This window comes from Salegentibacter sp. Hel_I_6, assembly GCF_000745315.1.
Classification (GTDB): domain Bacteria; phylum Bacteroidota; class Bacteroidia; order Flavobacteriales; family Flavobacteriaceae; genus Salegentibacter.
This window is the reverse complement of record NZ_JQNQ01000001.1, coordinates 3349672-3370632: the sequence shown is the minus strand read 5'-3', so window position 1 is coordinate 3370632 and position 20961 is coordinate 3349672. Positions and strand designations below refer to the sequence as shown.

Sequence of the window (20961 nt, the reverse complement as noted above, 5' to 3'; positions counted from 1 at the left end):
GCTAAGAATTTTTCAAACTCTCAATGCATTTTTCAGCACATCGCTCTCCATCTATCGCGGCAGAAATTATACCGCCGGCATAACCGGCACCTTCCCCACAAGGGTAAAGTCCTTTTATTTGCACGTGTTCAAAACTGTAATTATCCCTGGGAATTCTCACCGGGGAAGAAGTTCTGGATTCCGGGGCGTGAACTACGGCATCGTTGGTTAAAAAACCACGCATACTTTTATTGAATTCTTTAAATCCTGCCTGCAAAGTTTTATGAATAAACTCCGGAAATACATTTCCTAATTCAGCAGAAGTCACTCCCGGTTTATAGGACGTTACTGGAAGATTGGCAGATATTTTTCCCTGGGTAAAATCTACTAAACGCTGTGCCGGTACTTTTTGTGTACTTCCACCTTCCAGCCAGGCTTTTTGCTCTATTTGCTTTTGAAATTCCATCGCCGCCAGCGGATTTTTTTCAGAATTCAAAAAATCTGAAAGTCTCAACTCTACCACAATCCCGGAATTCGCCGTAGGTTGATCGCGTTTACTGGGAGACCAGCCATTGGTCACCACCTCCCCGGGGGCCGTGGCGCAGGGAGCGATAATCCCGCCCGGGCACATACAAAACGAATACATTCCCCTGCCCCCTATTTGCTTTACAATACTATAAGGCGAGGGCGGGAGAAATTCTCCCCGGGAATCACACTTGTACTGAATTTGATCTATAAGCTCCTGCGGATGTTCTACCCTTACCCCAAGCGCAAAAGCCTTGGCCTCAATCTTAATATTTTTTCTGTGTAAAAGTTCAAAAATATCCCTCGCCGAATGTCCTGTAGCCAGAATGATCTTTTTCGCCTTAATACTTTCGCCGCTTAAAGTTTTTATTCCTGCTACTTCATTATTTTTTATAAGAATATCGGTTAGCCGGGTTTCAAAGAGAACCTCTCCCCCACAAGCAATAATACGTTCCCGAATATCGGCAATAATAGCCGGAAGTTTGTTTGTGCCAATATGCGGGTGCGCCTCTACCATAATTTCTGGCGTCGCACCAAAACCTACGAGTAATTTTAAAATTCGATCTACATCCCCTCGTTTTTTGGAACGCGTGTAGAGTTTACCATCACTATAAGTACCGGCGCCACCTTCACCAAAACAATAATTGGAATCTTCGTTTACAACGTGTTCAATATTTAGCGCTTTTAGATCCCGGCGGCGCGTTCTTACATCTTTTCCCCGTTCAATAATAATGGGTTTATATCCCAATTCAATGCAACGCAAAGCAGCAAATAACCCGGCAGGGCCTGCTCCTACAATTATAATTTCCTCTTTATTCTTTACGTTTTGATATTCTGGCAGGCGAATTTTCTCTTCCTTAAATTCTTCATTCACATATACCTCTACCTTTAAATTGATCTTTACCGCACGTTGCCGGGCGTCTATAGAACGTTTCAGAATATTTATAGTAGTAATTTCTTTCAGCGGAATACTGGCGTGACGAGCAACGGCCCTTTTTATCTGTGACTCGTTCGCAGCTTCTTCAGGACTGACTCTTATTTGATATTGGTGTTTCATTTTTTAAAATCTAAACTAAACTACCTCGAGCCAGGCCCGCGAGGTATCAAATGTATTTTTTGATATTCTAGGTATCCCGAATTTTTGAGACGGATCTTTAAACCTTAATTCTCGAGCAAAAATATGATTTTGAAATTTGTTGCATAATTTTTTAAATCTTGAGAGTTCTGTTAAATAATCACAAACAGAAAAGATTTTTTTTAGGCCGCTTTATAATTTTAACTTATTTTGTAGAATATTTAAACCCTAAATCTAATTACAAATTTTACTAGAATGAATTTAACCTCACGATATCCAATGGTTTCTTATGAAGAAGCCTCTCCAGAAGTTCAGGCTATTTATGATGATACCAAAAAAACGCTTCAACTACCTTTTGTTCTCAATTGGTTTAAATGCCAGGGTAATAATGCTACTTTACTAAAAGGAAATTGGGGGAAATTGAAAAGCACCTTGATGGAAGGCGAAGTACCAAATGTGCTTAAGCAACTTATTATTTACAATGTATCAAAGCAACGCGGTTGCAATTACTGCTCACATGCACACGGCATTTTCGCCGATAGTATGAGCACTATGATCTCTGAAGAAGAAGGTTTTAAAGCCACAGAGCATATTGATTCTCCATCTATGCCGGCCAGTTTTAGAACCGCGGTAAAAATTGTCACCAACGCTGCATTAAACCATAGTGAAGTATCAGATGAGGACTTTCAGGAATTAGAAAAAGCAGGTTTTACTCAGAAAGAAGTTCAGGAATTGATGGCACAGGCCGATCTGGTTAATATGCTAAATACCATAGCAGATGTTTCAGGAATTAAAATAGACAACGAATTACTGGAAACTCCAGAATAAGTTCAATTTTTATGGAATCGCTCCAGGATAGGACCTCACGGGTTTACAGAATTACCTACGAAACTTTTTCTAAATTTAGCAACAAATTAAATCGCTGTACAAGCTTGCCAGAAGTTGCGCAGGTTTCTGTTCGTTTTTTAAAATATTTGCTGAATTTCCATCTATTTAGGATTAGTGTAAACCAGGCAGGTTCTTACCTTGTGTATTGCCAATGCAATGCCAGGGGGGAATTTGATGTTATTCCAAAAGAAAATTTGCTCCCTCATGAGTTACAGATTTTGGAAGATAAAATTCCCGTTCGTTCTGAAAAAATTCCAAATCAATTAAGCAAAAATATTACCGAGACAAATTTGATTTCTCCTGCCCTATGGTGCTGGACATTTACAAAAATGGATGTAGATTTTACGGTTTCTCTTATAGCAGATGAGAATAAAGCTTTTGATGTAGGAGATATTGAAATGCTTAAATTGATTAGTGATAGTTTCCAGGCAAAATTCCAGGAAATTTACCTTAAAGAAGAATTAGACAGTAAAAATAAATCCCTTCTTCAAGCTCTGGACATTATTAAAAACCAGAATAAAAAGATCAATCAGATTGTAGAAAATCAAAAACAAACCATTGCAAATCGTACTAAATAAGTGGTTGAAAAGAATGAGAAACTATTGCGTATTTCAGCTTTAAACGCCCATAATGTAAGAGAACCTTTGTCTAGAATTCAGGGTATCGTTCAGCTTTACGAAGTTTTTGATGATAAAGCCTGTAGAGAGGAACTTTTACCAAAACTCAAACAATCTTCAGAAGAAATGGACCAGGTTTTGCAAGAGGTAATTAAAATGGCCACCACCGAATTGAATCAATTAAAAGCAACAGAGTTATGAGCATAATTATCCTGGTAGATGACCAGCCCATAGCCAATTTTATCACTCGTAAACTTCTGGAAATTGAAGGTTACAATAAGAATGTTTTAGATTTCACAAACCCTGAAGAAGCATTGGCTTATTTAGAGGATAAGCAAAAAACACTCATTTTTTTAGATCTAAATATGCCGGAAATGAATGGATGGGAATTCCTGGACTCCCTGGAATCTAAAAAACATGAACATAAAATAATTATTCTTAGTTCAAGCACAAGTAGCATAGACCAAACCCGGGCAAAAACATATGAATCTGTTATAAGGTATGTAGAGAAACCCTTGAATAAAGCTAAATTTAACGAGCTTCAGCCGCTTTTGAATAAGCTGTAAAACTTCTTTAACCACCTTCATATTGAGCATAAAACCCAATCACAAGGCCCTTCTAGAACTGGCCCACGCTAAAATGCATTTTGGCAAATATAAAGGCTATTTTTTAAGCGATATTCCTGAATATTATTTAGTCTGGTATCGCCAAAAAGGTTTCCCTGAAGGAAAGCTTGGACAACAAATGAGCGAAGTCTTTGAACTTAAGCTCAACGGGATGGAACAATTGCTTAGAGATATAAGAAGAAAGTTTCCAAAACCCTGAGTTTTTCGCAGTTTAAAAGTCGGTTTTAACTTTTAAAATATTAGGTTTAAAATTAACGGCTTTTCTATTCTTCTTTGTAATTTAGCGCCCTGAATAAAACAACGCAACAAACACTTCAAAGATGGCCGAAACCAAGTATATTTTTGTCACCGGCGGCGTTTCTTCTTCCCTGGGAAAAGGGATTATAGCAGCTTCACTGGCAAAATTATTACAAGCGCGTGGATTTAGAACCACTATTCAGAAACTCGACCCCTATATTAATGTAGATCCCGGCACTTTAAATCCGTACGAACATGGCGAATGCTATGTTACCGAAGATGGCGCCGAAACCGATCTTGACCTTGGCCATTACGAACGTTTTTTAAATGTAAATACTTCTCAGGCAAACAATGTCACTACCGGCCGTATATACCAGAGTGTTATTGAAAAAGAACGCCGTGGAGAGTTTTTAGGAAAAACCGTGCAAGTGGTTCCGCATATCACTAACGAAATTAAAGATCGAATCCAGATCCTTGGACAAAATGGCGATTATGATATCGTAATTACCGAAATTGGCGGAACGGTAGGTGATATCGAATCCTTACCATATATTGAAGCAGTAAGACAGTTAAAATGGGAGTTAGGCGATGAAAACGCTTTAATTATTCACTTAACACTTGTCCCCTATCTTGCCGCTGCCGGTGAACTTAAAACAAAACCAACCCAGCACAGTGTAAAAACTTTGATGGAAAGCGGACTTAAAGCTGATATTTTGGTTTGTAGAACTGAGCACGAACTTTCAGATGATATTCGCCGTAAACTGGCTATTTTCTGTAACGTGAGACAGGAAGCGGTAATTCAAAGTATTGATGCAGCTACTATTTATGATGTTCCAAATTTAATGCTGCAGGAAGGTTTAGATAAAGTAACCTTAAAAAAATTGCACCTCCCCGACGAAACCACGCCAAATTTAGATAGATGGAATCAGTTTTTAGATAGGCATAAAAATCCTAAAGCTGAGATTACTATTGGTTTAATTGGAAAATATGTGGAACTTCAGGATTCTTATAAATCAATTTTGGAAGCCTTTATACATGCCGGCGCAGAAAATGAAGTTAAGGTAAATGTAGAAAGCATTCACTCAGAATTTATCAATGAAAATACCATAGATCATAAATTCGCAAATTTAGATGGTATTTTGGTTGCACCTGGGTTTGGAGAACGTGGTGTAGAAGGAAAAATTGACGCTGTAAAATACGCAAGGCAGCATAATTTGCCATTTTTAGGTATTTGCTTAGGAATGCAAATGGCAGTAATTGAATTTGCAAGAAACGTATTAAAGTTAAAAACTGCCAATTCTACCGAAATGGATCTTAAAACCAAACACCCGGTTATAGATCTAATGGAGGAGCAAAAAGAGGTTACTCATAAGGGCGGAACAATGCGACTTGGTGCCTGGGATTGTAAACTTACCGAAGGTTCAAAAATTCAAAAGGCTTACGGCAAAACCGAGATCAAAGAAAGGCATCGACACCGTTACGAATACAACAACAAATACAAAGAGGAACTGGAAAAAGCAGGAATGTTAAGTACCGGCATAAATCCTGAAACAGGCCTGGTAGAAGTTATAGAATTAAAAGATCACCCCTGGTTTGTAGGTGTTCAATATCACCCGGAATACAAAAGTACAGTTGCTACTCCGCACCCGGTTTTTATAGCCTTTATAAAAGCGGCCTACGATTTCTCAAAAAATAAAAAAAATGCCAGTCTGGCATAAAAGCAATACTGGCGGAATTATTGACCAGAAGCAAGTTATAGTTTAAAAGCATGGAAGAAAAGAAATTTGATGTTCAGTCCTTAATTGGATTTATACTTATTGGTGGAATCTTAATTTGGATGTTGTATACCAACAGTGCCTCTGAAGAAGGATTAGAACCACAACAAGAGACCGAGCAGGTTGAAGTTCCTGGAAATACCGATTCCAATCAACCTCCACAGCAACAGGAAGCTCAAAGTTCTGGTGCAGATTCTACTAATCTTGCACAGGCTCACGAGCGTTTAGGTGCTTTTGGTTATTCGGCCAGTCTTCCATCGGCTACAGAAAATACAACCACCATTTCTAACGATGTTTTAGAACTTAAAATTGATAATAAAGGTGGTTATATTTCAGAAGCGAGGTTAACTAATTTTAAAACCTTCGATTCTATTCCTGTTTATTTAATAAAAGATGGTAATGCTTCTTTCAACATTAATTTCACCACTACAGACGGTAGAACTCTTGATACCGAAAACCTTTATTTTGAACCCGAAGTAACTCAAAGCGGGGATAACCAGATTATCTCTATGAAGCTGAAAGTTTCAGAAAATGAATTCCTGGAATATCGCTATGTGCTGAAACCTGGCGAATATATGCTGGATTTCAGTATTAGATCTCAGGGCTTAAACGGGGTTTTAAACAGCTCTCGTGACATCAATATGGACTGGCAGTTAAAAGGTTATCGCCACGCAAAAAGTATTTCTTATGAAAATAAGTATACTGAACTTATTTATGAATATGAGGATGGTGACGATGATTACCTTGGTGCGGGTGATTTTGAAGAACAGGAAGATGAGGATATTACCTATGTAGCCTTTAAACAGCATTTCTTTACCTCCATTTTATTAACTGATACGCCATTTAGCCTTGGTAAATTCACTTCAGAAAATCTAGTTCAGGATGAAGAAATAGATACGGTTTACACGAAAAATTTTACCGCAAGAATGCCTTTAGAATTAAAAGGTGGCGAGCTTAATTATAATATGAATTGGTATTATGGACCAACAGATTATAAGATATTAAATGATTACGACCGTAACTTAGATGAAATTGTTCCACTAGGTTGGGGTATTTTTGGATGGATCAACAAATATGTATTTATTCCCTTCTTTAGTTTCTTAAGTGGGGTTCTACCAAGCTACGGAATTGCAATTATTGTAATGACCATTGTTGTGAGGATCGTTCTTTCCCCCGTTACATACAAATCTTATCTCTCTCAGGCTAAAATGAAGGTTTTAAGACCTGAAATTAATGAGCTTAACGAGAAGTATAAGGACAACGCGATGAAGAAGCAGCAGGAAACCATGAAACTGTATAGCAAAGCAGGCGCCAGCCCAATGAGTGGTTGTTTACCGGCTTTAATGCAGATTCCGGTTTTCTATGCATTATTTCAGTTCTTCCCAAGTGCTTTCCAACTAAGGCAAAAAGGATTTTTATGGGCTGACGATCTATCGAGTTATGATACTATTGCAGAGTTACCTTTTCATATTCCATTTTATGGAGACCACGTGAGTTTATTTCCAATTTTGGCATCTATCGCGATCTTTATTTATATGATGATGACCACGGGACAAAGTATGCAGCAGACTCAGCAACCGGGAATGCCTAATATGAAATTTATTATGTATTTGTCTCCACTATTTATGCTTGTGTTCTTTAACAACTTTGCCAGTGGACTTTCATTATACTACTTCACCTCTAACCTGATTACTATCGGAATTATGTTAGTGATTAAATACGTGATTATTGATGAAGATAAAATTCACGCAAAAATCCAGGAGAACAAGAAAAAGCCTAAGAAACAGAATAAGTTTACCAGGAAAATGCAGGAAATGATGGAACAGGCAGAACAGCAAAAAAATCAACAAAAGAAGAAGTAAGCTAATTGTAGCTTAAAAAGAGAAAGCCGGTTTAAATCATTTTAAACCGGCTTTTTTTATTTTCAAATTTTTCAAATTTTGACGCCCTTGTCAAAATGAGTTATATTTAAATAATAAACTTTCAAAATGGGAAAAAACACTTTAATATCACTTGGAGATTATTTTGAAGATTTCATCAATGAGGAAGTGAAGTCTGGACGATATAATACGGTTGATGAGGTTATTCATTCTGCTTTGAGATTATTGGAGAGAGAAGAAAGAAAAGAGATGGAACTGGTTAAAGCTCTGGAAGTTGGAGAAGAAAGTGGATTTGTAGAAAGTTTTGATCCAAAGGAGCACTTAAAAAAATTACATTCCAGTATCGATGAGTAAAAACGAATATAGGATAAGTCAACAAGCGATTGAAGATTTAGAAAGTATTTGGATTTATACGCTCAAAAAATGATCTAAACCACAAGCTGATAGATATTATAATCTGATTATTGCAGAAATAGAATTTATAGCTGATAATTTCCTGATCGGAAAATCTGTAGAGCAAACACGAAAAAATTATCGAGTTACAAAAGTGAAATCTCATTTAATATTCTACAGAAAAATTGAGAACAACATTATAGAGATCATAAGGATCTTACACGAACGTATGGATATTCCAGGAAGACTGAAATAGGGTTTTACCTAATATAAATAGTTTAATTAATTTATATCTTATAACTCTTTCTAATTCTTATCCCCAAGCAAAGGCACAAACCTAAACTGCCCAAATTCGGTTTTATCGAATTCTTTAAGAGATTTTCTTATAAAAAGAGTCATCGTTTGCACATCGTCTCCCACGGGAATCACCATTCTACCACCAACTTTTAACTGACCTAAAAGATCTGTAGGCACATAGGGTGCGCCGGCGGTTACAATAATTTTATCAAAAGGAGCATAATCTGGCAATCCTTTGTAGCCATCACCAAAACTTAAATATTTGGGGCGGTATCCAATTTTATTCAGAAAGGTTTTTGTCTTTTTATAGAGTTCACGCTGGCGTTCTATACTATAAACTTTTGCACCAAGCTCACACAAAACTGCGGTTTGGTAGCCGCTACCTGTGCCAATTTCCAGCACTTTATCACCTTTTTCAATCTCCAGTTTTTCGGTTTGAAAAGCTACGGTATAAGGCTGGGAGATCGTTTGATCTGCAGCAATGGGAAAAGCTTTATCCTGGTATGCGTGATCCTCAAAACTGCTATCCATAAAGAGATGCCGGGGAATTTTCCCAACCGCATCTAAAACTGCTTTATCAGTAATGCCCTTTTTCTTCACGGTTTTTACTAATTGCTGTCTTTTACCTTTATGTCTAAAATTATCCTCAATCACTTAATTTCCCGTTTAGATTGCAAAAATACTCATTACAAGTCAAAGTTGCCAAGGGAAATTAGGGGAGATTCCCCAGTCTATTGCTAAACTATTTACAATCAAAATGCTATTTTTGTGAAAAATGCTAAATAATATGCTGAAAGTAGGCGTGCTTGGTGCAGGACACTTAGGAAAGATACATTTAAAATTACTTAATCAATCTGAAAAATATGAGCTGGTAGGTTTCTACGATGCCAATTCAGGAAATGCTGAAAAGATTGCTACGGAATTCGGCTATAAAAAATTTGATACCATAGAAGACCTCATCGCCGCGGTAGATGTGGTCGATGTAGTAACTCCTACCCTTTCCCATTTTGAAGTAGCTAAAAAAACAATTACCGCAGGTAAACATCTTTTTATAGAAAAACCCATTACCAACACATTTGCGGAAGCCGAAGAACTTATCGCTTTAGCCAAGAAGCATGGCGTAAAAGGCCAGGTGGGACACGTAGAACGTTTTAATCCGGCTTTTAGAGCTGTAGCTTCCCGAATTGAAAACCCTATGTTTATTGAGGCGCATCGTCTTGCAGAGTTTAATCCGCGTGGCACAGATGTTCCTGTGGTTCTGGATTTAATGATCCACGATATTGATGCTGTTTTAAGCGTAGTAAAGTCGAAAGTAAAAAATATTAATGCCAGCGGAGTTTCAGTGATTAGCGATACTCCAGATATTGCCAACGCTAGAATTGAATTTGAAAACGGATGCGTGGCCAACTTAACCGCCAGCCGAATTTCTATGAAAAATATGCGGAAATCCAGATTTTTTCAGCGAGACGCTTATATCTCTGTAGATTTTCTAGAGAAAAAATGCGAGGTGGTGAAAATGAAAGATGCCCCCGAAAAAGAAGATGATTACGCGATGATCTTGCAAAACGCAGAAGGAATAAAAAAACAAATCTATTTTGATAATCCTGATGTTTCTCCAAACAACGCCATTTTAGACGAGTTGGAAACTTTTGCCGACGCCATTAATAATAATACCACTCCAATAGTGACGCTGGAACAGGGCGCTGAAGCCTTGCGTGTTGCCAACGGAGTTATTGAAAGTTTTAGTAAATAATATAAAATCTATTTCAGTCTATTTTAAGGCTGAAATTCATGTAAAAACCACACAAAATGAAAAATATAGCAGTTATAGGAGCAGGAACAATGGGCAACGGAATCGCCCACACTTTTGCCCAATTTGGATACAAAGTAAACCTTATAGACATTTCAGAAGAAAGTCTGGATAAGGGAATGAAAACTATTTCGGGGAATTTAGACCGAATGGTTTCTAAAGAAAAAATAAGTGAAGCAGATAAAGAAGCTACACTAAACAACATTACCACATTTACCGATATTCCTGAAGGTGTTAAGGAAATAGATCTTGTAGTTGAAGCAGCTACAGAAAATGAAGACCTAAAACTTAAAATCTTTAAGCAACTGGACGAAAATTGTTCAGCAGAAACCATTTTAGCGAGTAACACTTCTTCAATTTCTATTACAAAAATCGCTTCAGTAGTTTCCAATCCCGAGCGTGTTATTGGAATGCATTTTATGAACCCTGTACCAATTATGAAACTGGTAGAGATTATTCGCGGTTATAACACAAGCGATAAGGTTACTAAAAGCGTTATGGAACTTTCAGAAAACCTGAAAAAAGTTCCGGTTGAAGCTAACGATTACCCGGGCTTTGTTGCCAACCGTATTTTGATGCCTATGATAAACGAGGCAATTGAAACTTTTTACAACAACGTTGCTGGCGTTAAGGAAATTGACACCGTAATGAAATTAGGAATGGCACACCCAATGGGCCCGCTTCAATTAGCCGATTTTATAGGTTTAGATGTTTGTCATTCTATCCTGGAAGTGATGTACGACGGTTTCAAAAATCCGAAATACGCACCCTGTCCTCTATTGACTAACATGGTTATGGCTGGAAAACTGGGAATAAAATCTGGTGAAGGTTTTTATGATTATTCTGAAAGTAAAAAAGCCGAAAAGGTTTCTTCACAATTCAGCTAAATTATTTGTAGAATTTGACCAAAATACTTCCATTTAGAGCGGTTAGACCGCAACGGGCTAAAGCCGGCCTGGTAGCTACAAAATCTTTTGAAGATTATACTGAAGCTGAAATAAGAGCGATCTTACAATATAACCCGTATTCATTTTTACATATTCTGAATCCGGGTTATAAATTTCAGCACGAAATCACCGGCGGGCAGCGCTTTCAAATGGTCAAAAATCGCTATCTGGAGTTTAAGGAAGAGGATTCTTTTATAAAAGATAAAAAACCGGCATACTATCTTTATAAAATTGTGAGTCGGGAAAGTACCTGCTGCGGAATTATAGCCGCCGCCAGTGCCGAAGATTATGAAAACAACCTTATAAAAAGGCACGAAGATACCATCGCTCACCGAGAAACGATGTTTAAAGACTACTTAAAAGTAGTAGGCTTTAATACTGAACCGGTATTACTTACCTATCCCGATAATTCCAAAATAAATGAAGTAATTGACCAGGTCATGGACACCCGTCCAGAATATGAATTTGCTACTGCAAACCGGGAAATTCATTATTTATGGAAAATTGATGAAAAGGATTTACTGAAAAAAATTCAGCAAGAATTTGACCAAATGCCGCATTTGTATATTGCCGATGGCCACCATAGAAGTGCTTCTTCTTATTTGCTAGCACAGGAGTCCAGGGAAGCTAATCCCAATCACACCGGGAAGGAAGCTTATAATTATTTTATGAGCTATCTTATTTCAGAAAGCAATTTAAAGATCCACGAATTTAGCAGGCTCATTACCGATTTAAATGGGCACACCAAAGAAGAGTTTCTTATTCATCTCGATGAATATTTCAGAATTGAAAATCACGGGATGCAAGTTTATAAACCACTACAAAAACATCATTTTAATATGTATTTGGATGGGGAGTTTTATTCCCTTTACTTGCGAAAGACAAACTATGAATTCAGCGATTCTTTGAGTAAATTAGATCCCTATATCCTTTATAAAAAAATATTGCAACCAATTTTGGGGATTGAAGATCTTAGAAATGACAGGCGTATTTCTTATATTCACGGTAAGAATGATCTTATTGAAATTAAAACCCGAATAGATAAAGGCGAATTTGCAGTTGGTTTTGGAATGCTTCCCCTAAGCATCAGGGAAATTAAAGAAACTGCCGATGAAGGTTTAACCATGCCTCCAAAAAGCACCTACATTGAGCCCAAACTATTGAACGGGTTAACCATTTATGAATTCGAAACCACTAAAAAATAAATTGCATGAATATATCAGAAAATATTAAAAAATTTAAAGACGATTTACCAGACGATGTTACCCTAATTGCTGTTTCCAAGACCAAAACAGTAGATGACCTTTTAGAGGCTTATGAAGCGGGACATAGACAGTTTGGAGAGAATAAGATCCAGGAAATGACCGATAAATGGGAAAAACTCCCAAAGGACATTGAATGGCATATGGTAGGCCATGTGCAGCGGAACAAAGTGAAATATATGGCGCCCTACGTATCGCTAATTCACACGGTAGATAGTCTAAAGTTATTGAAAGAAATCCATAAAGAAGCCGACAAAAATGGCCATTGTATAGATTGCTTGCTTCAAATTAAAATTGCTGAAGAAGATAGTAAATATGGTATTTCGGCTGAAAAAGCAAAAGAAATATTAGATTCAGAAGAATTTAAAAAGTTAGATCACGTTAAGGTAAAGGGTCTTATGGGAATGGCTACTTTCACTGATGACGAGGCACAGGTAAAAAAAGAATTTGAACATTTGAAATCGGTTTTTGATGATTTTAAAGAACAATATTCTAATATGAATATCCTATCCATGGGAATGAGCGGCGATTATAAAATCGCTTTAGACTGCGGAAGCAATATGCTGCGTATTGGGAGTGATATTTTTGGAGAAAGAGATTAATAAAAATAACGGGAGCATATTTTTTGTACGCAGTAGTAGACATAGAAACCACCGGTGGTAAATACAACGAAGAAGGAATAACCGAAATTGCTATTTATAAGTTTGATGGACTAAAAGTAGTAGATCAGTTTATAAGCCTTGTAAATCCTGAAAAAGCAATTCAGCCTTTTGTTGTGAACCTCACTGGAATTAATAACGATATGCTGCGTAATGCACCTAAATTTTACGAAATTGCCAAACGCATCGTAGAAATTACCGAAGACTGTGTTTTGGTAGCCCACAATGCAAAATTCGATTATCGTATTCTTCGCACCGAGTTTAAAAGGCTGGGCTTTGATTTTGAAAGAAGATCCCTCTGTACCGTAGAACTTTCTAAAAAACTCATCCCAGACCAGGCGTCTTATAGCCTGGGTAAATTGGTTAGAGCCCTGGGAATTCCCTTGAGCGATAGACACCGCGCTAGCGGAGATGCCCAGGCCACTGTGAAACTTTTTAAAATGCTTCTCGCTAAAGATGTTGAGAAAAATATTCTAAAAGATGCCGTAAAATTAGAACCTAAACGACAGGTAGATACCCGGCTGGTTTATATTTTGGAGGATCTCCCAGGTATTACTGGAGTATATTACTTTCATGATAACGAAGGGGAGATTATATATATTGGAAAAAGCAGGAATATTAAAAAGCGTGTAACTCAGCATTTCACTAGTGAGCAACATAAAGCCAGGCAAATGCAAAAAGAAGTTTCCTCGGTTAGTTTTGAAGCTACCGGTAACGAACTCGTAGCACTTTTAAAGGAGAATCAGGAAATAAAGCAGAATAAACCTAAATACAATAAGGCTCTAAAGAAGAATATATTTAGTCACGCGCTCTATCATTCTACAGATGAAAATGGCTATATAAATCTCTATATCGCCCGGGCTGGGAAAAAGAATAGCATTACTACATTTTCTTCTCTTAAAAGAGCCAGAAATGTTTTGGAAATGTGGATTGATAAATATGAACTCTGCCAAAGACTTTGCAGCCTTGAAAAAGGTTCTGGAAATTGTTTTAACTACACGATCAAAAAATGCCATGGTGCCTGTATTGAGGAAGAATCGGCTGAATCTTATAATGAGCGGGTAAGAGCACTTATTGATCAACATTCTTATAAAAATCAACATATGTTAGTAATAGATCGAGGTAGGGATATTGATGAAAAAAGCGCTTTGCTTGTGGAGGATGGTGAATTTAAAGGAATTGGATATTTTAATTTAAATCACCAAATCAATAACATAGACATCATTAGATCTATAATAACCCCAATGAAAAACGATAGGGATGCACAGCATATTATTCAAAGTTATCTACGCCGAAATTCCAGGTTAAAAATTGTTCAGTTAGACCCGCTGGCTAAATAAATCTCATTTTACTTAGAAGCTTAGGGATTTTCTTTAAATTTGAATAATTCATAATCACTTATTCTTGGCTAAAACACAACCAAAATCAGGCTGGAAATCTAAAGTCCACGAAATAATCTACGAAGCTGATACACCATCTGGTAAATTTTTCGATATAGCCCTGCTTGTAGTAATTTTTGCTAGTATTATCCTGGTTATGCTTGAGAGTGTGAGCTCTATTAATGTAAAATATTACTGGCATTTCTATATTGCTGAATGGATCATTACCATAATTTTTACCATAGAATACATTTTACGAATTATTGCGATTAAAAAACCTAAAAATTATATTTTTAGTTTTTATGGAATAGTAGATTTACTTTCTACAATCCCAACCTATATTGCTTTCATTTTTGGAGGACATAATCTACTATTTGCCGTTAGGGCGTTAAGATTATTGCGTGTATTTAGAATCTTAAAAATTGCTCGCTACGTAGGGGAATCTAATAGATTATTACTTGCTTTAAGAAACAGTCGTCCCAAAATTATTGTTTTCCTTTTTGCCGTACTTATCATTTGTATAATTATGGGAACAGTAATGCATTTGGTTGAAGGAGAAGAAGGAGGTTTTGATAATATCCCACTGAGTATTTATTGGTGTATTGTTACCCTTACTACCGTTGGTTTTGGTGATATTCACCCGGTTACACCGGCGGGACGTTTTATCGCATCTTTTATTATGATAGTTGGTTATGGAATCATTGCCGTTCCCACAGGCATTGTAACATCAGAGATAACACGCTCTCAAAAAGATAAAATTCCTACCAATACTCAAGCTTGTCCACATTGTAATGAAACAAATCATTTAGATAAAGCAGAATTTTGCCACAACTGCGGAAAAGTACTTAATGAATAATAATTATCTTTTAAATGTGGTTGGACCCACTGCTATTGGTAAAACTTCCCTGGCTATTCTACTTGCCAAAAAGTTTAATACCGAAATTATCTCGGCAGATTCCAGGCAGTTCTATAAAGAGATGCGAATTGGTACCGCTGTTCCTTCTGCAGAAGAATTACAAGCGGCAAAACATCATTTCATTCAGCATATTTCTATTGAAGAGCATTACAATGTTGGAGATTTTGAAAGCGAAGCAATCCAGAAATTAGATGAAATTTTTAAAAATAAAAGTTTCGCGATAATGGTTGGCGGCAGCGGATTGTACACAAAAAGTGTATTAAACGGCCTTGATTATTTCCCTGAAGTTCCTCAAGAAATTCGAGAAAATTTAAACTTAAAATTTAAAGAAAAAGGGCTCCTCCCATTACAGGAAGAACTAAAAAAACTGGATTCCGAATATTATAAAATAGCCGATGTAGAAAATCCGCAGCGCTTAATTAGAGCTCTTGAAATTGCAATAGCTACAGGAAAACCTTATTCTTCTTATTTAAATCAGCCAAAAAAACAGCGGAATTTTACTCCTATCAATATAGGCTTAACTGCCGAGCGTGAAATTATCTACGAACGCATTAACCGCCGGGTAGAAATTATGATGGATGAAGGTTTACTACAGGAAGCAGAAAGCCTATTTGCAAAACGCCGACTTAATGCCTTAAATACGGTTGGTTACAAAGAACTTTTCGCATTTTTAGAAGGAAAATATCCTTTAGAAACCACAGTTTCCGAAATCAAAAAAAATACCCGAAGATTCGCCAAAAGGCAACTTACCTGGTTTAGAAAAGATCCCGACATCCAATGGTTTGATTATAAGACGCCTACGGAAGAAATTCAGCAATTTATTGATGCAAAAGTTGCGAAAAGCTCCCCTCCTCTTAAAGAAGGAGAATGAATTTAGCTTTTCCTGAAGAAAAGAGTGGTTGAAACCCCTAAGGTCTGCGGCAACTTCCCCTTAAAAATCAGGAAAGGAGCTTTAAATTTTTTTTTGAAACTGCGGCTAGCTTCCCTTGAAAAAAAAAGAGAAATCTGCAATTTACCTTCTATAAAACCTTAAGATTTTTTAAATCTCAATTTTTGCTCCCAGAAGCTTTACAAATTCCCTGATAAAAGCAGAATGACCAGGCCAGGCTGGGGAAGTAACTAAGTTACCTTCTACAACCGCTTCAGTAGGATCAACTTCTTTATAGGTTCCTCCTACCAGTTCAATTTCGGGGCCTATAGTTGGGTATGCTGTAAGCGTTCTACCCTCCAATACCTTTGCTACCGTAAGAATTTGGATCGCGTGGCAAATGGAAGCTACAGGTTTATCTTTTTCAAAGAAATGTTTAGTGATCTCTATTACTCTTTTATTCAACCTAAGATATTCCGGAGCACGACCTCCAGCCATTACAAAACCGGCATAATCTTCAACTTTTACATCATCAAAAGAGTAGTTGAGTTCAAATAAATGTCCGGGTTTTTCTGTGTAAGTCTGGTCTCCTTCAAAATCGTGAATGGCAGTTTTTATCTTGTCACCTTTTTTCTTTCCAGGACAAACTGTGTGCACGGTGTATCCCAACATTACCAGCATTTGGAATGGAACCATAGTTTCGTAATCTTCAGCAAAATCTCCAGTTAAGAACAGTATTTTTTTCATAATAATAAGTTTTAGATTCTCTTCTTAAGTTAATGAATTTCAGCCTAAGCCCTATCAATCAGTATTTAAAAAATAGTTAAATGCATATTTTCAAGGCTAAAATTGAAAAAGCTTGAGTAACTTTTCGATTCAGCCAAAACCATCATTATGCAAAATCGTAGAACTTTTATAAAAAAATCGGGATTGTTTATTGCAGCTTCCACGCTACCCATTCCAAATTTTATAATTCCGAAGCAAAAAGACAAGCTTGGTGTTGCCCTGGTAGGACTGGGAAATTATAGCACCGGCCAACTGGCTCCTGCGCTTCAGGAAACCGATTACTGTGAGCTTAAGGGTATTGTTACCGGAAGTCCTGAGAAAATCCCGGTATGGCAACGCAAATACGGAATTAAAGACCAGAATGTGTATAATTACGACAATATGGATAGCATTGCCGATAATGATGAAATTGATGTGATCTATATTGTGCTACCTACAGGCTTGCACGCCGAATACGCAATTAAAGCTGCTAATACCGGAAAACACGTTTGGTGTGAAAAACCAATGGCAAAAACCGCTGAAGAATGCCGACAGATCATTGAAGCTTGTAATAAAAATGGGGTTAAACTTTCTATTGGCTACCGAATGCAGCACGAAAAGAATACCCAAACCCTTATGAAATGGGCAAATACCAAACCTTTTGGCAACATGAAAAGCCTAAAAGCCGAAGCCGGTTATTATGGTGATCCCATGAATCCCTGGAAACTGAAAAAAGAAATGGGAGGTGGTGCTATGTATGATATGGGAGTTTATCCTTTAAACGCCGTGAGATATACCACCGGTTTAGAGCCTATTTCTGTTAGTGCGACGCAAAGTACTAACCGCCCTGAAATCTTTACCGAAGTTGATGAAACCACCAATTTCAACTTGGAGTTCCCCAATGGGATTACTGCCGATTGTAAAACAAGCTTTGGTGAAAGCATGAATAATCTTGAAGCCAATTGTGAAAATGGATGGTATTATCTAAAACCATTTCAGTCATACTCTGGGGTGAAAGGAAAAGCAAGTGATGGCACTATTTTACCTCCTTTTGGCAAAAATCAGCAAGCGGTGCAAATGGACGATGATGCTCTCGCAATTATTAAGGATAAACAGGTTATGGTTCCCGGTGAAGATGGCTTAAAAGATATTGTGATTCTAGAAAAGATCTATGAATCGGCCAGTAAAAATGGTGAACGCTTAAAGTTATAATTAAGTTTTTGAATACGGGATTTTTATAAGCGTCTCTACTCCCAACTCTTTATTGTAGATCTTAAACCTGGCCCTTTTTCCATAAAGTGTAAATAAGCGATCCCGAATATTAGAAATGCCTACCCCTTTATTTAAAAGCGCCTCTTGTGCTTCGTTGAGCGATTTTCCATTATTATAAACACTAAGCACAAGATAATTATTCTCCCTAAAAATTTTGATCAAAATTTTAAGATGAATGTTGTGATAGGAATAGCCGTGTTTCACCGAATTTTCTATAATAGGTTGCAATATTAAAGATGGTACTAAATGATCTAAGAGACTTTCATCTATTTCCTTTTCAATTATTAAATGGTCTGAAAATCTTAAGGTGAGAATATTTAGATAATAGTCTAACATACGCAACTCTTTCCTTAAGCTAACTTTATAATTCTCACTACTGTATAAAATTTCCCGAAGCAGATCACTCAAATCTGCGATGGTATTTTGGGCTTTTTTAGCATCCATTTCTACTAAAACCGAAATTGAATTTAGGGTATTAAATAAAAAATGAGGTTGTAGTTGAGAAGATAACATCCTCATACGTGTATTAGTAAGTTGGGATTCTAATAGCGTTTTTTGCTTTTCAGCCTCTTTTACTTGCTTTAAATAGTAATAGGTATAGATGATAAAAATCATCGCAAAGTAGATGAGAAAATTAAGATCTATCACAAAAATCATTCGGTCTAAGCTCGCCTTTAAACTATAATCGTCAAAAGTCATTAAGCCAAGCAGAATTCCGTGAAGATCAAATACAAATCGAATTACGAAACCTATTAAAATTGAAAATAAAGTATGTAGTAAAAAGATTCTTATCCAGGAATAATTTCTGTTTAGCAGGCGTTTGGTACTTATTGCAATAAGGCTCATATAAACTACTACAATAATCCAATCTATAAGCAGGTTATGTATAATAATGTTATGCCAGGACTCGCCTATTTCCCTGTACACAAAGGTTTTCATATAAGCTAGTTTACCGATGTAAACAAGGTTAAATAAGGTATAGAAAGCCGCCAAAAGCAAAATAAGCTTTGTATCTATGTATTTATTTTTTAAGGCGGAAAGGTTCATGCTAAGGTTTTTTTTAAATCCCGAGTTTATCAAATAATTCCTTTTTATTAGATTTACTAATGCGTAATAATTTATTATCCTGCATACGTACATCGACTTCTGAAAAATCTGAATGAACGATTTCTTTAATATGATTAAGATTAATGATAGCCGATCTATGAATTCTAAAAAAACCGTGATTTTTAAAAAAATCTTCAAGGTTATTTAAAGATTCTCGAAGTACATATTTATTATTTTGGGTATAAATTTCAGCATAATAACCAGACGCACAGATGTATATAACTTCTTCAGGCTTTAATAAAACGGTTTTATTTCCCTGTCTCACCGGGAGTTTTAAAGGAATCTTTGTTGTTTTCCTGTCTTTGCTATACACTTCAAAAAGAGTTTGAAGCCGTTTTTCAAAGTTTTCCTGTACCTCGAAGTTGGATATACTAAGCACCTTTTTTATGGTTTTAAAAAATCGCTCATCTCTAAACGGTTTTAGCAAAAAATCAAAGGCATCTACATCAAATGCTTTCGTGGCATAATTATCATAGGCTGTGACAAAAACAACTACTGGTTTAGGATTTACATTAAGTTGTTGTAAAACTTCAAAACCGTTCATGTCTTTCATACTAATATCAAGAAAAACAAGTTCTGGCTTAAGCTTGTTAATTTGCGAGATTGCAGATTTCCCATTAGAACATTCTCCCAAAATCTCAATGTCGTCTATTTCGGTAAGTAAATTGAGTACCCTTTTTCGGGCCAGTTCTTCATCATCAACCACAAGTGCCTTCATAGCTGTTCAATTTGAATTTCACTTATGTAATTTATAACTATTTTTTATGCCGATTTCATTTTTTCGAACATAAGTAACTGAATTAAAACAAACTAAATAAGACGAACCGCTTTAATCTTGAAGCCAATCTCATTATATATGCAGTAAAGCTTATATAATTTGCATTAAACCCATAAAAAATGCCTGTAAAGCTTTTGTTGCCGAAGCTTGCTTTATAGGCATTAGTTTTTAAGTTTTTCAGGGAATTAAATACCTGCAATACGTTCTTCATCTAAACTTTTTGGATCAATTTTAATAATTTTAGCTTTATTATTCTTTACCACTTTAATTCGATAAAGTTCCTTATCAAGACGATTGCCTTTACCCCTGGCTACATAGGTGTTTTTTACCATACTCCAGCCTTCGGTTTGTCTCCATAATTCATTCCTTACAGCAACCGGTAACGCAGCATTTTTGAATATTTGCCTGGTACGATCTAATTCTCCCTCTTTGGAGTACTTGGCTTCAAGAAATCCATTCTCATTAGAGAAATTAACAAGATAAAAGTCATAATCTTTATCTCCTACCTCTTGAATAAAATTGTCTATATTAAAATAGGATTCCATAAAACCAATTGGATCTAAAGTAAACTCTTTATCATAACCATCTTTTATTTTAAAACGATAGTCATCAGGTTCATCTGTTTCAATGAAAATAAGAGGTGAAAAACTAATTTTAGTTTCTTCCAGTTCAGTAATTCTTTGGGCATAGCTACTAAAGCTAAAGCTCACTAAGAGCAAAATAACGGCTAATGTTTTCATAACAAATAATTTTAGGATTTATAAATGGTTTATATTCAAGCGTATATTTAATTATATCCTAAATTTATGATACAAAAGAGGGATAATAACTCCCTATGATCCAGACCGCAGCTTTTTGATAATAAGAATACGTAAATTTGATATAAAGCCTAATCCTTTTTTAATT

22 protein-coding genes and 1 pseudogene are annotated in these 20961 nt (G+C 36.3%); 17 read left to right on the top strand and 6 right to left on the bottom strand.

Annotated elements, in window-relative coordinates; genetic code table 11:
* Position 1 precedes the first annotated feature (1 nt).
* Positions 2 to 1561: an NAD(P)/FAD-dependent oxidoreductase gene (locus FG27_RS14950; RefSeq protein WP_037320473.1), complete on the bottom strand. Its 1560-nt coding sequence runs from the start codon at positions 1559 to 1561 to the stop codon at positions 2 to 4.
* Positions 1562 to 1834: 273 nt separating this feature from the next.
* On the opposite strand from FG27_RS14950, the gene FG27_RS14945 reads away from it, so the two are divergent.
* The 9 genes and pseudogenes from FG27_RS14945 to FG27_RS19015 form a co-directional block, all read left to right on the top strand.
* Positions 1835 to 2407 (top strand): carboxymuconolactone decarboxylase family protein, encoded by a 573-nt coding sequence (locus FG27_RS14945; RefSeq protein WP_037320472.1) that lies wholly within the window; start codon positions 1835 to 1837, stop codon positions 2405 to 2407.
* Positions 2408 to 2418: 11 nt separating this feature from the next.
* The gene (locus FG27_RS14940) at positions 2419 to 3045 is read left to right on the top strand and encodes a histidine kinase (protein ID WP_231563337.1); all 627 of its coding nucleotides are present in this window, start codon (positions 2419 to 2421) and stop codon (positions 3043 to 3045) included.
* On the top strand, positions 3046 to 3285 hold the full coding sequence (locus FG27_RS19425) for a hypothetical protein (RefSeq protein WP_231563336.1): 240 nt from the start codon (positions 3046 to 3048) through the stop codon (positions 3283 to 3285).
* On the top strand, positions 3282 to 3650 hold the full coding sequence (locus FG27_RS14935; protein ID WP_037320471.1) for a two-component system response regulator: 369 nt from the start codon (positions 3282 to 3284) through the stop codon (positions 3648 to 3650). Before FG27_RS19425 ends, FG27_RS14935 begins: the two co-directional genes overlap by 4 nt.
* 28 nt (positions 3651 to 3678) lie before the next feature.
* Positions 3679 to 3909: a DUF3820 family protein gene (locus tag FG27_RS14930; protein ID WP_037322348.1), complete on the top strand. Its 231-nt coding sequence runs from the start codon at positions 3679 to 3681 to the stop codon at positions 3907 to 3909.
* Between the two features lie 121 nt (positions 3910 to 4030).
* On the top strand, positions 4031 to 5665 hold the full coding sequence (locus FG27_RS14925; RefSeq protein ID WP_037320469.1) for a CTP synthase: 1635 nt from the start codon (positions 4031 to 4033) through the stop codon (positions 5663 to 5665).
* Positions 5666 to 5715: 50 nt separating this feature from the next.
* On the top strand, positions 5716 to 7584 hold the full coding sequence (gene yidC / locus FG27_RS14920) for a membrane protein insertase YidC (RefSeq protein WP_037320467.1): 1869 nt from the start codon (positions 5716 to 5718) through the stop codon (positions 7582 to 7584).
* Between the two features lie 126 nt (positions 7585 to 7710).
* Positions 7711 to 7956, top strand: coding sequence for a type II toxin-antitoxin system ParD family antitoxin (locus FG27_RS14915; protein ID WP_037320465.1), 246 nt, complete (start codon positions 7711 to 7713; stop codon positions 7954 to 7956).
* 91 nt (positions 7957 to 8047) lie between these two features.
* Positions 8048 to 8251: pseudogene (locus FG27_RS19015) on the top strand (type II toxin-antitoxin system RelE/ParE family toxin); the annotation flags it as partial.
* Between the two features lie 50 nt (positions 8252 to 8301).
* On the opposite strand, the gene FG27_RS14910 reads toward FG27_RS19015, so the two are convergent.
* A complete protein-coding gene (locus FG27_RS14910) occupies positions 8302 to 8943 on the bottom strand; it encodes a protein-L-isoaspartate(D-aspartate) O-methyltransferase (protein ID WP_037322346.1) in 642 nt (213 codons plus the stop codon).
* 136 nt (positions 8944 to 9079) lie between these two features.
* On the opposite strand from FG27_RS14910, the gene FG27_RS14905 reads away from it, so the two are divergent.
* The 7 genes from FG27_RS14905 to miaA all read left to right on the top strand — a co-directional run bounded on the left by FG27_RS14905 (position 9080) and on the right by miaA (position 16136).
* Positions 9080 to 10045, top strand: a complete 966-nt coding sequence (locus tag FG27_RS14905; RefSeq protein WP_037322345.1) for a Gfo/Idh/MocA family protein — start codon at positions 9080 to 9082, stop codon at positions 10043 to 10045.
* 56 nt (positions 10046 to 10101) lie between these two features.
* Positions 10102 to 10989 carry a 3-hydroxyacyl-CoA dehydrogenase family protein gene (locus FG27_RS14900; RefSeq protein ID WP_037320463.1) on the top strand — a complete coding sequence of 296 codons (888 nt, stop codon included), beginning with the start codon at positions 10102 to 10104 and terminating at the stop codon, positions 10987 to 10989.
* A 14-nt stretch (positions 10990 to 11003) separates the two neighbouring features.
* Entirely contained in the window at positions 11004 to 12254 is a 1251-nt protein-coding gene (locus FG27_RS14895; RefSeq protein WP_037320461.1) for a DUF1015 domain-containing protein, read from the top strand.
* Between the two features lie 5 nt (positions 12255 to 12259).
* Positions 12260 to 12913, top strand: a complete 654-nt coding sequence (locus tag FG27_RS14890) for a YggS family pyridoxal phosphate-dependent enzyme (RefSeq protein WP_037320459.1) — start codon at positions 12260 to 12262, stop codon at positions 12911 to 12913.
* Positions 12914 to 12936: 23 nt separating this feature from the next.
* Positions 12937 to 14310, top strand: coding sequence for an exonuclease domain-containing protein (locus FG27_RS14885; RefSeq protein WP_037320457.1), 1374 nt, complete (start codon positions 12937 to 12939; stop codon positions 14308 to 14310).
* A gap of 64 nt (positions 14311 to 14374) precedes the next feature.
* Complete coding sequence (locus FG27_RS14880) at positions 14375 to 15205, top strand: ion transporter (RefSeq protein WP_037320455.1); 831 nt, start codon at positions 14375 to 14377, stop codon at positions 15203 to 15205.
* Entirely contained in the window at positions 15198 to 16136 is a 939-nt protein-coding gene (gene miaA / locus FG27_RS14875) for a tRNA (adenosine(37)-N6)-dimethylallyltransferase MiaA (protein WP_037320453.1), read from the top strand. Before FG27_RS14880 ends, miaA begins: the two co-directional genes overlap by 8 nt.
* A 168-nt stretch (positions 16137 to 16304) precedes the next feature.
* On the opposite strand, the gene FG27_RS14870 is transcribed toward miaA, so the two are convergent.
* On the bottom strand, positions 16305 to 16880 hold the full coding sequence (locus tag FG27_RS14870; protein WP_037320451.1) for a DJ-1/PfpI family protein: 576 nt from the start codon (positions 16878 to 16880) through the stop codon (positions 16305 to 16307).
* Between the two features lie 147 nt (positions 16881 to 17027).
* Between FG27_RS14870 and FG27_RS14865 the strand changes: the two genes are divergently transcribed.
* Positions 17028 to 18110: a Gfo/Idh/MocA family protein gene (locus FG27_RS14865; protein ID WP_037320450.1), complete on the top strand. Its 1083-nt coding sequence runs from the start codon at positions 17028 to 17030 to the stop codon at positions 18108 to 18110.
* On the opposite strand, the gene FG27_RS14860 is transcribed toward FG27_RS14865, so the two are convergent.
* The 3 genes from FG27_RS14860 to FG27_RS14850 all read right to left on the bottom strand — a co-directional run bounded on the left by FG27_RS14860 (position 18111) and on the right by FG27_RS14850 (position 20795).
* Entirely contained in the window at positions 18111 to 19109 is a 999-nt protein-coding gene (locus FG27_RS14860) for a sensor histidine kinase (protein ID WP_231563335.1), read from the bottom strand.
* A 121-nt stretch (positions 19110 to 19230) separates the two neighbouring features.
* Entirely contained in the window at positions 19231 to 19995 is a 765-nt protein-coding gene (locus tag FG27_RS14855) for a LytTR family DNA-binding domain-containing protein (protein ID WP_037320446.1), read from the bottom strand.
* A 245-nt stretch (positions 19996 to 20240) separates the two neighbouring features.
* A complete protein-coding gene (locus tag FG27_RS14850) occupies positions 20241 to 20795 on the bottom strand; it encodes a hypothetical protein (protein ID WP_037320445.1) in 555 nt (184 codons plus the stop codon).
* Positions 20796 to 20961: the final 166 nt, after the last annotated feature.